The 12,785-nt window shown below is 69.7% G+C and carries 14 protein-coding genes; 8 read left to right on the top strand and 6 right to left on the bottom strand.

The features are described from left to right. Positions 1 to 23: 23 nt before the first annotated feature. Positions 24 to 1,259: a metal-dependent hydrolase family protein gene (locus RIC31_RS22645; protein WP_350113343.1), complete on the bottom strand. Its 1,236-nt coding sequence runs from the start codon at positions 1,257 to 1,259 to the stop codon at positions 24 to 26. Positions 1,260 to 1,426: 167 nt separating this feature from the next. Between RIC31_RS22645 and RIC31_RS22640 the strand changes: the two genes are divergently transcribed. The 8 genes from RIC31_RS22640 to RIC31_RS22605 all read left to right on the top strand — a co-directional run bounded on the left by RIC31_RS22640 (position 1,427) and on the right by RIC31_RS22605 (position 9,398). Continuing rightward, positions 1,427 to 3,127 carry a gamma-glutamyltransferase family protein gene (locus tag RIC31_RS22640; protein WP_350113339.1) on the top strand — a complete coding sequence of 567 codons (1,701 nt, stop codon included), beginning with the start codon at positions 1,427 to 1,429 and terminating at the stop codon, positions 3,125 to 3,127. Positions 3,128 to 3,202: 75 nt separating this feature from the next. Further along, the gene (locus tag RIC31_RS22635; protein WP_350113336.1) at positions 3,203 to 3,973 is read left to right on the top strand and encodes an ABC transporter ATP-binding protein; all 771 of its coding nucleotides are present in this window, start codon (positions 3,203 to 3,205) and stop codon (positions 3,971 to 3,973) included. Beyond that, positions 3,961 to 4,677, top strand: coding sequence for an ABC transporter ATP-binding protein (locus RIC31_RS22630; protein WP_350113333.1), 717 nt, complete (start codon positions 3,961 to 3,963; stop codon positions 4,675 to 4,677). Before RIC31_RS22635 ends, RIC31_RS22630 begins: the two co-directional genes overlap by 13 nt. Before the next feature lie 17 nt (positions 4,678 to 4,694). Beyond that, entirely contained in the window at positions 4,695 to 5,903 is a 1,209-nt protein-coding gene (locus tag RIC31_RS22625; protein WP_350113330.1) for an ABC transporter substrate-binding protein, read from the top strand. Between the two features lie 22 nt (positions 5,904 to 5,925). After that, a complete protein-coding gene (locus RIC31_RS22620) occupies positions 5,926 to 6,792 on the top strand; it encodes a branched-chain amino acid ABC transporter permease (RefSeq protein ID WP_350113327.1) in 867 nt (288 codons plus the stop codon). A gap of 7 nt (positions 6,793 to 6,799) precedes the next feature. Continuing rightward, a complete protein-coding gene (locus RIC31_RS22615; RefSeq protein ID WP_350113324.1) occupies positions 6,800 to 7,735 on the top strand; it encodes a branched-chain amino acid ABC transporter permease in 936 nt (311 codons plus the stop codon). After that, entirely contained in the window at positions 7,732 to 8,232 is a 501-nt protein-coding gene (locus tag RIC31_RS22610) for a GAF domain-containing protein (RefSeq protein WP_350113322.1), read from the top strand. The genes RIC31_RS22615 and RIC31_RS22610 overlap by 4 nt, the downstream gene beginning before the upstream one ends. Before the next feature lie 146 nt (positions 8,233 to 8,378). Then, complete coding sequence (locus RIC31_RS22605) at positions 8,379 to 9,398, top strand: hypothetical protein (protein ID WP_350113319.1); 1,020 nt, start codon at positions 8,379 to 8,381, stop codon at positions 9,396 to 9,398. Here the strand turns inward: RIC31_RS22605 and RIC31_RS22600 are convergent. The 5 genes from RIC31_RS22600 to RIC31_RS22580 form a co-directional block, all read right to left on the bottom strand. Next, positions 9,356 to 9,577, bottom strand: a complete 222-nt coding sequence (locus RIC31_RS22600; RefSeq protein WP_350113316.1) for a hypothetical protein — start codon at positions 9,575 to 9,577, stop codon at positions 9,356 to 9,358. The two genes, RIC31_RS22605 and RIC31_RS22600, sit on opposite strands and share 43 nt — an antisense overlap. 111 nt (positions 9,578 to 9,688) lie before the next feature. Next, positions 9,689 to 10,315 carry a YeeE/YedE thiosulfate transporter family protein gene (locus tag RIC31_RS22595; RefSeq protein ID WP_350113313.1) on the bottom strand — a complete coding sequence of 209 codons (627 nt, stop codon included), beginning with the start codon at positions 10,313 to 10,315 and terminating at the stop codon, positions 9,689 to 9,691. Positions 10,316 to 10,340: 25 nt separating this feature from the next. Further along, the gene (locus RIC31_RS22590) at positions 10,341 to 10,868 is read right to left on the bottom strand and encodes a YeeE/YedE thiosulfate transporter family protein (protein ID WP_350113310.1); all 528 of its coding nucleotides are present in this window, start codon (positions 10,866 to 10,868) and stop codon (positions 10,341 to 10,343) included. Positions 10,869 to 11,085: 217 nt separating this feature from the next. Next, positions 11,086 to 12,360: an NAD(P)/FAD-dependent oxidoreductase gene (locus RIC31_RS22585; RefSeq protein WP_350113307.1), complete on the bottom strand. Its 1,275-nt coding sequence runs from the start codon at positions 12,358 to 12,360 to the stop codon at positions 11,086 to 11,088. A 28-nt stretch (positions 12,361 to 12,388) separates the two neighbouring features. Beyond that, positions 12,389 to 12,748 carry a c-type cytochrome gene (locus tag RIC31_RS22580; protein WP_350113304.1) on the bottom strand — a complete coding sequence of 120 codons (360 nt, stop codon included), beginning with the start codon at positions 12,746 to 12,748 and terminating at the stop codon, positions 12,389 to 12,391. Positions 12,749 to 12,785: the final 37 nt, after the last annotated feature.

Raw genomic sequence — 12,785 nt, 5'->3', positions numbered from 1 at the left:
CGCGAACGGAAATACCCGGCGCGTCAGTTCAGGGTGTTCTTGTGGAAACTGCCGCCCTTCACGATCGCGGCGAGGTTGGCGTCGGGGTTCAGGAACAGGCTCAGGTTCTTCAACGGGTCGCCGTCGATCACCAGCAGGTCGGCGAGGGCGCCCGGCCGCAGGCAGCCGAGCTCGCCCTCGCGGCGCACCACCTGGGCGCCTACCAGCGTGGCGGAACGGATGATCTCGATCGGCGACAGCACCTCGGAGCGGATCACGAACTCGCGGGCCTGGTCGACCTGGAGCTGGCCGAGCAGGTCGCTGCCATAGGCGACCGGCACCCCGGCCCGCTTGCAGATCTCCAGCGACCGCAGCCCGCCGTCGATCACCATCTCGTTCTTCTCCAGCATATCCGCCGGCATGTTGAACTCGGCGCCCCGCTCGCGCATGGCGTAGTAGGCGACCAGGTTGGCGATCAGGAACATGTCCTTCGTGGCCATCAGCTTCGCGCTGGCCTCGTCGATCAGGTTGCCGTGCTCGATGGTGCGCACGCCGCTCTCGGCGGCCCGGGTGATCGCCTCGGGGGTGTAGGCGTGGGCGCAGGTGTAGCGCCCGAAGCTGGTCGCCTCCTCGACCGCCGCGGCCACTTCGCCCGGCGAGTACTGCATGCTGTCGAGCGGATCGAACGGCGAGGCGACGCCGCCGGACATCATGATCTTCACGTGATCGCAGCCCTGGCGCATCTCCTCGCGCACCGCCTTGCGGACGTCCGACACGCCGTCCGCGACCCGCATGGTGAAGGCCATGGCGTTGCAGCAGTAGCAGCTCGGTCCGTTGTCGGTGCGGCGGCGACCGTCGCTGTGGCCGCCGGTCGGGCCGATCGCCCGGCCGGCGATGAACAGCCGCGGACCGGGCGACAGGCCCTGGTCGACCGCCGCCTTCAGCCCCCAGTCGGCGCCGCCGGTGTCGCGCACGGTGGTGAATCCGCGGTCCAGCATGGCCCGCATCAGGCCCATCGACCGGGCGGTCATGAGCGTCAGCGGTACGTTCTCGAGCTGGCGCAGGAACACCTCGCTCAGCACCACGTGCACATGGCTGTCGATCAGCCCGGGCATCAGGGTCCGGCCGCCGCAGTCGACGACCGCCGCGCCGTCGGCCCTGATCGGGCGCTCGGACACCTCGCGGATGCGCTCGCCCTCGACCAGCAGCTCGAAGCCTCCGACCGTCTCGTCCCGCTCGGGGTCGAGCATCCGGAAGTTCCGGAACAGCGTTTGACCCACCGCACCCCTCCACATCCATGTCCGTGACCCCGGAAGCAAAGGTCAGAAACGCGGCGGCGTCAACGTGACCGCGAATTCGGCAAATGCTCCGCCGCATTGCCCCCTTTGTAGCCGCACGGAGACGGCCTATCGTTGGGTGGTCGCCTTCCTCCCGGAGCCTCCCCGCCATGACCGATCCTTGGAAGACCGAAGTCGCCGGAACTCGCCACATGGTAGTTGCTGGGCATTATCTGGCGGCGCACGCGGCGTTCACCGTGCTGGAGGCCGGCGGCAACGCGATCGACGCCGGCGTCGCCGGCGGACTGGCCCTCGGCGTGGTGCAGAGCGACCTGGTGAACATCGCCGGCGTGGCGCCGATCATGATCCGGACGGCGGCCGGCGAGACCATCACCATCGACGGCCTGGGCGGCTGGCCGAGCGCCCTCGATCCGCAAAGCTTCTGCCGGGAGCACGGCGGCCGGATTCCCCGGGGGCTTCAGCGTACGGTTGTACCGGCCGCGCCCGCCGCCTGGATCGAGGCGCTGCAGCGCTACGGCACGATGTCGTTCGGCGAGGTCGCGCAGGGTGCTGTCCGGCTGGCCCGCGACGGCTTCCCGCTGCACCGCCTGACCGCCTCGGTGATCGCCGAGCACGCCGACGAATACCGGGAGTGGGACGAGAACGCCTCGATCTATCTGCCGGGCGGCAAGCTGCCCCGGGCCGGCGACATTTTCCGGCAGGAGGATCTCGGCCGATCGCTGCAATACATGGTCGACCAGGAGGCGGCGAAGGCCTCGGGCGGCCGGGCGGCCGGGCTGCAGGCGGCGCGCGACGCGTTCTACCGCGGCGACCTCGGCCGCCGCATCGTCGCCTACCACGAGGCCAATGGCGGCCTGCTGCGCGAGGCCGACCTGACCTCCTACCGGGTGAACATCGCGCCGCCGGTGCAGACCGGCTTCGCCGGCGGCACGCTGCTGTGCTGCGACGCCTGGTGCCAGGGGCCGGTGCTGGCGATGGTCGTCAACCTGCTGAAGGGCTACGACCTGGCCAGCCTGCCGCACAACGGCCCCGAGCACCTCCACCTGCTGCTCGAGAGCATCAAGCTGGCGTTCGCCGACCGCGAGCACATGTTCGGCGACCCGAACTTCGTCGACGTGCCGGTCGACTGGCTGTTGAGCGAGGCCTATGCCCAGGAGCGCCGCGGCCAGCTGCACCTTGACCGGGCCTGGCCCGACCTGCCGCCGCCCGGGCTCGACGCGCCGGGCCGGCGGACCCCGGCGATCGGTGCCGGCGACCCGCCGCCGCCGCCCGACACCTCCTATGTCTGCGCGGTCGACCGCTGGGGCAACACGTTCTCGGCGACGCCCAGCGACGTCTCCTATCAGAGCCCGGTGATCCCCGGCACCGGCCTGGTGCCGTCGTCGCGCGGCTCGGCGAGCTGGGGCGATCCGAGCCATCCGAGCGGCATCGCGCCGGGCAAGCGTCCGCGGCTCACCCCGAACCCGGCGATGTGGATCGCGCCGGACGGGCGGGCGATGCCGTTCGGCACGCCGGGCGGCGACGTCCAGATCCAGGCGATGACCCAGTTCCTCCTGAACCTGCTGGTGTGGGAGATGCCGCCGCAGCTGGCGGTCGAGATGCCGCGGGTCGCGACCTACAGCCAGCCCGACACCTTCGAGCCGCACACCGCCTTCCCGGGCCTCGTCAAGGCCGAGGGGCGGATCGCCGAGGACACGCTCGCCGGGCTCGGGAAGCTCGGCCATACCGTCGGCCGCTGGCCCGACAGCACCTATCTCGCCGGGTCGGTCTGCGCCATCGCGCCGGGTCCCGGCGGCAGCCTCGTGGCGGCCTCGGACCATCGCCGCCCGACCTACGCCCTCGGCTGGTAACACTGGCATTCATTCCGGAGGAGATACGAATTGACCTATCGCCGTTCGAATAGTTCCAGCTAGAGTTCTCCCGTCATGGGGCTTCTCCAGGTTCGCGACCTCCACCGGAACTTCTACGGCGTCCAGGCCCTGGCGGGCGTGGACCTTGCCGTCGAGGCCGGCACCATCACCGGGCTCATCGGTCCGAACGGCGCCGGCAAGACCACCCTGTTCCACTGCATCACCGGCCTGGTGCCGCCCGACAGCGGCAGCGTCACCTTCGACGGGCACGACATCACCGGCTGGCGTCCGGAGCGGATCACCCAGGCCGGGCTGGTGCGGACCTTCCAGATCGCCCGCGGTTTCCCGCGGCTGTCGGTGCTGGAGAACCTGATGCTGTACGGCGCCCGGCAGCCCGGCGAGACGCTCTGGAAGGCGCTGCTGTGGACCGGCGACCAGGCGGCGCGCGAGGACGAGGTGCGCGAGCGCGCGGTCGGCATCGCCCGGCGGCTCAACCTCGGGCATGTGCTGAACAACGCGGCCTCCGACCTGTCCGGCGGCCAGAAGAAGCTGCTGGAGATCGGCCGGGCGCTGATGACCGAGCCGAAGCTGATCCTGCTGGACGAGCCGATCGCCGGGGTCAACCCGACGTTGGCCAACCAGATCGCCGACCACCTGCGGTCGCTGTGCGACGAGGGCATCACCTTCCTGGTGATCGAGCATCACATGGACATGATCGCCCGGCTCTGCGACCCGGTGATCGTCATGGCCGAGGGCCGTCACCTGGCCCAGGGCAGCTTCGCCGAGGTTGCCGCCGACGAGCGCGTCCAGGACGCCTACATGGGGAAGCGCCGATGGGCCTCCTGAGCGTGTCCGGGATCGTGGCCGGCTACACCGCCGCCGACGAGATCCTCAAGGGCGTCGACCTGGAGGTGCAGCCCGGCGAGATCGTCAGCATCATCGGCCCGAACGGTGCCGGCAAGTCGACCCTGCTGAAGGCGATCGCCGGGATCCTGAAGCCGAGCCGCGGGACCATCATGCTGGACGGCAAGCCGATCCAGGGCCGGCCGCCGCGCGAGATCGCCCGGCTCGGCCTGGCCTTCGTGCCGCAGGAGCACAACGTGTTCGGCACGCTGAGCGTGCGCGAGAACCTGGAGATGGGCGGCTACGTCGATCCGGCCAACACGCCGGCGCGGATCGAGCGGATCCTGGAGCGCTTCCCGATCCTGGCCGAGAAGCGTCGCCAGATGGCGCGCACGCTGTCCGGCGGCCAGCGGCAGATCCTGGCGATGGCGATGGCGCTGATGGTGGAGCCGGCGGTGCTGCTGCTGGACGAGCCCTCGGCCGGCCTGTCGCCGATCGCGGCCGAGCAGCTGTTCGAGACCATCGTGGCGATCAACGCCGAGGGCCTGTCGATCGCCATGGTCGAGCAGAACGCCCTGCAGGCCCTGTCGATCGCGACCCGCGGCTACATCCTGGTCGACGGGCGCAACAGCATGTCCGGACGCGCGGACGAACTAGCGGCCGATCCAAGCGTCCGCCGGGTGTTTCTCGGCGGAGAGGCCGCATAACAGAGGGGGTAGAGGTCATGTCGATCATCTTGCATCCGTCCCGCCGTCAGGTGCTCACCGGAACCGCGGCGGTCGTCGCCGGTCTGGCGATGCCGTCCATCGTCCGCGCCCAGTCCGAGCCGATCAGGCTCGGCGCACTCAATCCGCTCACCGGGGCCGGCGGCTCCTACGGCCCGACCATGCGCAAGGCCATCGAGGGTGTGGTCAGCCGGGTCAACGAGGCCGGCGGCATCAACGGCCGTAAGGTCGAGCTGGCGGGCGAGGACACCCAGACCAACCCGGACGCCGCGGTGCGCGCCGCCCGCAAGCTGATCGACGTCGACAAGGTCTCGGCGATCATGGGCACCTGGGCGTCGTCGGTGACCACCGCGGTCGCCCCGCTGTGCTGGGAGAGCAAGGTTTTCATCACCACGGTCTCCGGCTCGGACACGATCACCAAGCTGCCGCACCAGGGCTACCTGGTCCGCACCCAGCCGAATACCCACCTGCAGATCCGGCGCCTCGGCGAGTTCCTGCTCGAGCTCGGCAACAAGCGGGTGTTCGTACTGGCCGCCCAGACCCCGTTCGCGCTGCCGTCGCAGGAGCGCCTGACCGAGGTGCTGACGGCCGGCGGCTCGCAGATGATCGGCGGGGTGATCTACGACAAGGACAAGACCTCGTTCCGATCGGAGATCGACCAGGCCCTGAAGGCCAATCCGGACATGATCTACCTGAACGGCTACACCCCGGATGTCACGGTCGTGCTGCGCGAGCTGTACAAGGCCGGCTACGAGGGCGGAAAGATTGGCCAGGCCTACGCCGTGAACCAGAAGCTGCTGGCCTCGCTGCCGCCGGAAGTGACCGAGGGCACCTACACCGTGGCCCCGTCGCCGTCGGTCAACTCGGCCGCCTACAAGCGGCTGGCGGCGTTCCTGGGCAAGGACGACCTGGATCCGTACTCCTGCCAGTGCAACGACCAGGCGAGCCTGGTGTGCCTGGCGATGGCCAAGGCCGGCGATTCCAGCGGCACCGCGATCAAGGAGACGATCCGCAAGATCTCGCAGGGCCCGGGCGAGAAGGTCGACGACGTGGTCGACGGCCTGAAGGCGCTGGCGGCCGGCAAGGAGATCAACTTCGAGGGCGCCAGCGGCGCCTGCGACTTCGACGACATCGGCGACATCCTGACCACCAACTTCCGGTACGAGCAGGTGGAGAAGGGGGCCTTCAAGACCCTGAAGATCGCGTGATCGCGCTCGGACGGGACTACCCATGCTGACCGAGGTCGCCCAGCTCGTGCTGAACGGGCTGATGGCCGGGACCATTCTCGCGGTCCCGGCCATCGGCTTCACCGCGATCTACGCGGTGTTGCGCTTCCCCAACTTCAGCGTCGCCTCGCAGGTCACCATCGGGGCGTTCGCCGGCTATGTGGCGAACGTCACCTTCGGCCTGCCGGCGCCGGTGGCGGTGACCGTCGCGTTTCTGGTCGCCGGCCTGTCCGGGCTGATCTGCGACGAGTTCGTGCTGCGGCCGATGCGGCCGACCGGGCCGCTGGCCGCGGCGATCGCCGCGGTGGCGCTGACCATCGTGCTCGAGAACGTCGTGCGGTTCTGGTTCGGCAACGACCTGCGGGGCTACGACCTGCCGGTGCTGCGCGACTGGCGCTTCGCCGGCCTCAGGGTCAGCCCGCAGCAGGTCGAGAACGGGGTGATCGCGATCATCGCCATGGCCTGCCTGTTCGCCTTCCTGGCGTTCTCGCGCATGGGCAAGGCGATGCGGGCGGTCGCCGACAACCCGACCCTGGCGTCGATCAAGGGCATCGACTCGGTCACCATCGGCCGGCTGGTCAGCTTCGTCGGCATGGGGCTGGCCGGGCTCGGCGGCATGCTGCTCGGCCTCGACACCTCGATCGACCCGCTGACCGGCTTCCGGGCCGTGCTGACGGTGTTCGCGGCGGCGGTGGTCGGCGGCCTCGGCAGTATCCCGGGGGCGGTGGTCGGGGCGCTGACGATCGGCGTCGCCGAGGAGCTGTCGCTGCTGGTGCTCGACCCGGCCTACCGCACGGCGGTCGGGTTCTTCGCGATCCTGCTGGTGCTGACGCTCAGGCCGCGCGGCATCCTCGGCGAACGGGCGTTCTGAGGGCGGCATGGAAAACTACCTGATCGCCATGCTCGTGTTCGCCGGCCTGTACGGGCTGATGGCGCTCGGCCTCAACGTCGTCTGGGGCATGGCCGGGATGATCAATCTCGGCCTGGTCGGCTTCTTCGCGGTCGGCGCCTACATCTCGGCGCTGCTCACCAAGGTGCTGGGGATGCCGATCGCGGTCGGCGTGCTGTTCGGCGCCCTCGGGGCGGCCGGGGCCGGCATGGTGGTGGCGCTGGTCACCGCCAAGCTGCGTGGCGACTACCTGGCCATCGTCACGCTCGGATTCTCCGAGGTTATCCGCATCACCGCCTCGAACGAGATCTGGCTGACCAACGGCACCGACGGCATCTCGGGCATCCCGGGCCCATGGCGCGGCGAGGTGACGCCGGAGGCCTTCAACCTGATCTTCCTCGCCCTGGTCGCGGTGGTGGTGACGATCGTGGTGTTCCTGCTGCAGCGGGTGCGCCACGCCCCCTACGGCCGGGTGCTGCGGGCGCTGCGCGACGACGACCAGGTGGCGGCGGTCGCCGGCAAGACGGTGATCCGCTTCAAGGTCGAGGCGTTCGCGCTGGGCTGTTCGGTCATCGGCCTCGCCGGCGCGCTTTACGGCCACTACACCTCCTACATCGCGCCCGACGGCTTCGTGCCGCTGATCACCATCTACATCGTGCTGGCGCTGACCGCCGGCGGCACCGGCAACAACTACGGGGCGGTGATCGGCAGCCTGCTGGTGGTGTTCTTCATGGAGTCGACGCGCTTCATCACCGAGGTGGTGCCGGGCCTGCAGGCGGTGCAGGTGGCGGCGCTGCGCGAAATGATGATCGGCGGCGCCCTCATCGTGATCCTCCGCCTGCGGCCGGACGGGCTGATCCCCGAGCGGATGCCGCGCATCGACCTGCCGGATGCCACCCTGACCGAAGAGAAGAAAGCGACATGAGCCACGTCGGAACCGTCGACCCGCTGCCGCACCTGGAGGCCGCCGCCCGCGCGCTCGCAGCCGGCGGCCAGCCGACCGCCGCCTTCGCCGCCATCGACCGCGCCATGGACGCGGCGATCGGCCACAAGCTGTTCACCGTGCTGCGGTTCCATGCCGACAGCGGCGAATCCGAGAGGGTCTACACCAACCAGCCGGCGAGCTATCCGGTCGGGGGCCGCAAGGCGCTGAACCCGACCTTCTGGGCCGGCCACGTGATCCACGGCCGCAAGCCCTATATCGGCTACGACGCCGGCGACATCAGATCGGTGTTCTTCGACCACGAGTTGATCGCCTCGCTCGGCTGCGACTCCGTGCTGAACATGCCGGTGGTGTGGAACGATACCATGCTCGGCACCATCAACCTGCTGCACGAGGCGAACTGGTACGGCGAGGGCGACGTGCCGCTGGCCGCGGTGTTCGCGGGGCTGGCGGTGACCCCGTACCTCGCGATCGGCTGACACCCGGCGGCGGCGGCGCTTCAGAGCGCCGGGCCGTCCGCCGCCGATTGATCCGTGTCAACGACGACCTCGCCGGCGGCGGTCAGGCTGGTTGCCGACCGGTGGCCGTCGGCCCGGTCGGGCCCACCAACGGCCGGAGACCGACCATGCCGGCAGGTCGCGCCGTCACACTCGCTGACAAGGTCGCGTTCCTGTCGCGTCCGGACGCCTATGCCGGCGAGGCCGGGCCGGTCGAGACCCGCGAGACCCACATGTCCTGGGTCTTCCTGACCGCTCGACACGCCTACAAGATGAAGAAACCGATGCGCCAGGAGCGCCTCGACTTCGGGACGCTCGAGCGGCGGCGGTTCTTCTGCGAGGAGGAGGTCCGGCTGAACCGGCGGCTGGCGCCCGACGTCTATCTCGGGACCGTGCCGCTGACCGCGGCCGCCGACCGGACCTTGGCGCTGGGCGGCACCGGGCACGCCGTCGAGTGGATCGTGAAGATGTGCCGGCTTCCGGCCGACGGGACGCTCGAGGCCATGGCGCTGGACGGGAGCCTGCGGGAGCATCATGCCCGCGCCGTCGCGAGGCTGATGGCCGGCTTCTATGCCGGATGCACGCCCGAGCCGGTCGCGCCCGCCGACTATCGCCGGCGGTTTCGTCGGACGCTCGCGGAGACCCAGCGCGAACTGCGGCGACCGTCCTTCGCGCTGCCGCTGGACGTGGTCGACCGCGCGGTCGACCGGCTCGCCCGCTTCATCGATGTCGAGGGCGAGCGGCTCGACGCCCGGGCCCGGGCGGACCGCATCGTCGAGGGTCATGGCGACCTGCGGCCGGAGCATGTCTATCTGGAACCGGACCTGCTGGTCACCGACTGCCTCGAATTCGACCGCGATCTCCGGCTGATCGATCCGGCGGACGAACTCGGCTACCTGGCCATGGAATGCGACCTGATCGGCGCCACCCATGTCCACGAGTGGCTGTTCGCGGGTTACGGCGAGGCCAGCGGCGACTGGCCGTCCGGCGACCTGATCGCCTTCCATAAGGGCTGTCGGGCGATGCAGCGCGCCAAGCTGGCCGCGTGGCATCTGGACGAGCCGGACTGCCGGGATCCCGACCGCTGGCGCGGCCGGGCCCACGACTACCTTGAATTGGCGGCCATCAACGCCGAGCAGTTGCTCTGACCGGCGTTCCGTGCGGTGTGCACGGCCTTCGGGTCGACGCCGAAGTATCGGCCGATCGCGTCGTCCGACATGCCGAGATCGGTCAGCGCGGCGAGCGAGGCGGCCGGCACCGGCCAGGGTCCCGGCTGCTCGCCGCCGGGTGTGTCATGATCGGCGGTCGAGGATTGCGCGCGCGTCATCTGGCGTCCTCCTTCTGGTCGGATGCCCCCTTGCAGTCCCCGCCGACAGTACAGCCGAAAGCCGCTTCCGGGTTGTGACGTTGATGCGTCCATCCGGTGACATGCATCGGATCAGCCTGCCATGCGGCTCCGCTCGATGCCGGCATCGTGGCCTTGGGCACTGGTGCCCGTGTCGCCGTCGACGTCCTGGCCGAGGTCGCGGCGCCAGGGACGCCAGAGCTCCAAGGCGTAGAGGCCGGCGATCAGCGCGGCCGCCAATGCCAGGGCCACCGCCCAGTACGGCAGCCCCGCCAGCTCCGCGAAGGTGAGCTTCCCGGGGCCGCCGGCCAGCAGCACCGGCTGGAGCGCCGGTTGCGCGTAGCTGAAGGCGACGGCTCCGGCGACGCCGCCCAGCAGGGTGAAGATAGCGTCCCGGTATCCGGTCCCGACCTGTGCCAGCACGGTCCCCGGGCACGCGCCGGCCAGGGCGATGCCGCCCCCGAGCAGCAGCCCGCCGACGACATCGGCGAGGTAGAACGTCGCCTTGGGATGCAGCTTGACGATCCCGAAGCCGTGCAGCGCGGCGATCGCCACCGCGCCGGTCGCGACCGCCGTCAGGAACACCTTCAGCATGATGAAGTTCCCGAGCTGCATCTGCCCGACGATCATGCCCGGCTCGAACACGCGGGACTTCTCGAGGGCGAAGCCGAAGACGGCGCCCATGGCCAAGCCGATCAGCACTGCCGTAGCGATTGACATGTCCGGTCCTCCGACGGGATGCCGCTCAGATGCGGCGGAGTAGCAGGAGCGCCACGACGATCCCGCCGGCGAACATCGCGGCGACGGCGATCGTCGAACTCACGGCGAGCTGTGCGACCCCGGAGAGGCCGTGGCCGCTCGTGCAGCCGTCGGCGAGGCGGGCGCCGAGAAGCATCAGGAAGCCGCCGGCGAAGGCCACCGCATAGCGGACCGGCGCGCTCGCCGTGCCCAGCGCCCGAGTCCAGATCGGCGAGACCGGCTGCCGGCGCGCGCCGGAAAGCCGCATCGAGGCGAAGGCGCCGAGCGCGATCCCGACCACAAGTGCGACCTGCCACCAGTTCTTTCCGGTCGCGGCGAGATGCTTGGCAACGTAGTCGATCTTCGCGATCGACGGATCGACCGTGGACGCCAGCAGGCCGCCGATCGTCACATAGGACGAAGAGGCACCGAGCGCCGTCTCGATCAGCAGGAAGGCGGGAACCTGCAACAGCCCGATCACCACGCCGGCGAGATACGGGGACCACGCCCGGTCCCGCAACGACACGTTAAACATCGGTTCCTCCGAACATAGCCAGCGGGACAGGCCGGCGCGGGCACCGTGCGGTGCCCGGCCGACGCCCGTATTCGTTACATTAGGAGGTTCTGTTTGAGATGCGTTGACCTAGGTCAAACCGACGACCTGCATGAGAAATCGGACTGCGCACGGCGCATTGCCAGACCCTGGTCCGGGCGATGCGCCGTGCCGCGAAGCAACCGATGGTCGGTTCCGGTCAGCCGAAGATGTCGGTCGTGATGCTCTCGTACCAGCCGACCGATTCCCCATAGTTGTCCCGCCGCAGGTCGGCCGGCTCACCGGTCTTGCTGACGAAGCTCGTCGTCGACGCGATCTTGCCGTCGGCCGGTGAGTACTGCGCACCGACTTTCACCCCGTCATCGGTCTCGATCAGGCTCCAGCAGGTGTTGCTGTAGCGCGCCGGGAAGGTCCGCGAGCCGGTCAGGTCGCCGCGGATCGTCATGGCCGCCACCTTGGCCTGGCTGTTCGCCGAGAACGCCGACTTCGGCATGTCGCCGGCGATGCTGGCGTCGCCGACCACGAAGACCGCCTCGTCCACCTTGGAGCGCATCGACGCCGGGTCGATCGGACAGAAGCCGCTGGCGTCGGTCAGCCCGGCCTCGGCGGCGATCGCGCCGGCGCGCTGTGCCGGGATCACGTTCACCAACGCGCCCTTGAAGGTGTCGAAGTCGGTCTGGACCGTGCCGGCCGCCGGGTCGACGCCCTTGATGCCGCCATGCACGTCCGGGCCGTACCACTCCACCATGCCCGGGTAGTGCTTCTCCCAGCCCTCGGCGAACAGCCCCTGCTTGGAGAACTTCGGCTTCGGGTCGAGGATGACGATCTTGGCCCCGGTATGGCCCTTGGCCTTCAGAACATGGGCCATCATCGAGGCCCGCTCGTATGGCCCCGGCGGACAGCGGTAGGGGTTCGGCGGGGCCACCATGACGATCTGCTGGCCGTTCTCGACGGCGTCCAGCCTCGCCTTCAGCAGCCGGGTCTGCGGGCCCGCCTTCCAGGCGTGCGGCATGACCTCGCTGGCAGCCTCCGAGTAGCCGGGAACCGAGTCCCAGATCAGGTCGATCCCGGGCGACACCAGCAGCCGGTCGTAGGGGATCTTCGATCCGTCGGCCATGACGACCTGCCTGGCGGCCCGGTCGATGGCGGCCGCGCGGGCGTTCACGACGGCGATTCCGTAGCCCGAGGCGAGCTTGTCGTAGCCGTGGGTGATCGACTCCAGGTCGCGGTAGCCGCCGAGATACAGGTTCGAGAAGAAGCAGGTCGTGTAGCGCTTGTTCTGCTCGATCAGGGTGACGTCGATCGCGCCGGCGCTGTCCTTGGCGATCTGATGGGCCGCGGTGCCGCCGCCGGCGCCGCCGCCGATGACGACCACCCGGGGCTTGCCCTGGGCACGCAAGATGCGGGGCGCCGTCAGTCCGGCGAGAGCGGTGCCGGCGGCGAAGGCGAAGCGACGGCGAGTGAGCGGCAGCATGGCGGACCTCCTTGACGAGAACCTCGTATCAGTCGGTTGAAAGGGATGCGAAATAGGCGGCGAGTGCGGCAATCTCCTCGACCCCGAGCGCGCTGGTCACGTTGCGCATCACCTGGTTGGCGCGCTCGCCGTTCTTGTAGGCCAGCAGGGCATCGACGAAGGCGGCGGGCGGCAGGCCGACGATCGGCGGGATGTTGCCGTCGGTGGCCCCGGGCTTGCGGTGGCAGGTGACGCATTGCGACGACAGGTATTCACCATAGGCCGGGTCGCCGCCGGTCGGCACCGGCTCGCCGGAAGCGGAAGCCGGCAGCGGCAGAAGCAGCGCCAGCAGGGACGAGGCCGCGAGGATGGCGGGGCGGCGGGCCTCGCTGTCCGTCGATCGCGGCACACCCTTCATCCCCAGCCCCCTATCAGTCCGATCGCCC

Source organism: Thalassobaculum sp., from assembly GCF_040219615.1.
GTDB lineage: Bacteria > Pseudomonadota > Alphaproteobacteria > Thalassobaculales > Thalassobaculaceae > Thalassobaculum_A.
This window is presented reverse-complemented; position numbering and strand designations above follow the sequence as displayed.

What these genes read in the sequence shown, in the direction of transcription:
- RIC31_RS22585 (WP_350113307.1), bottom strand. Translation starts at nt 12,360, where the DNA reads ATGCTGCCGCTCACTCGCCGTCGCTTCGCCTTCGCCGCCGGCACCGCT.
- RIC31_RS22640 (WP_350113339.1), top strand. Translation starts at nt 1,427, where the DNA reads ATGACCGATCCTTGGAAGACCGAAGTCGCCGGAACTCGCCACATGGTA.
- RIC31_RS22595 (WP_350113313.1), bottom strand. Translation starts at nt 10,315, where the DNA reads ATGTCAATCGCTACGGCAGTGCTGATCGGCTTGGCCATGGGCGCCGTC.
- RIC31_RS22620 (WP_350113327.1), top strand. Translation starts at nt 5,926, where the DNA reads ATGCTGACCGAGGTCGCCCAGCTCGTGCTGAACGGGCTGATGGCCGGG.
- RIC31_RS22610 (WP_350113322.1), top strand. Translation starts at nt 7,732, where the DNA reads ATGAGCCACGTCGGAACCGTCGACCCGCTGCCGCACCTGGAGGCCGCC.
- RIC31_RS22615 (WP_350113324.1), top strand. Translation starts at nt 6,800, where the DNA reads ATGGAAAACTACCTGATCGCCATGCTCGTGTTCGCCGGCCTGTACGGG.
- RIC31_RS22600 (WP_350113316.1), bottom strand. Translation starts at nt 9,577, where the DNA reads ATGACGCGCGCGCAATCCTCGACCGCCGATCATGACACACCCGGCGGC.
- RIC31_RS22605 (WP_350113319.1), top strand. Translation starts at nt 8,379, where the DNA reads ATGCCGGCAGGTCGCGCCGTCACACTCGCTGACAAGGTCGCGTTCCTG.
- RIC31_RS22635 (WP_350113336.1), top strand. Translation starts at nt 3,203, where the DNA reads ATGGGGCTTCTCCAGGTTCGCGACCTCCACCGGAACTTCTACGGCGTC.
- RIC31_RS22625 (WP_350113330.1), top strand. Translation starts at nt 4,695, where the DNA reads ATGTCGATCATCTTGCATCCGTCCCGCCGTCAGGTGCTCACCGGAACC.
- RIC31_RS22630 (WP_350113333.1), top strand. Translation starts at nt 3,961, where the DNA reads ATGGGCCTCCTGAGCGTGTCCGGGATCGTGGCCGGCTACACCGCCGCC.
- RIC31_RS22590 (WP_350113310.1), bottom strand. Translation starts at nt 10,868, where the DNA reads ATGTTTAACGTGTCGTTGCGGGACCGGGCGTGGTCCCCGTATCTCGCC.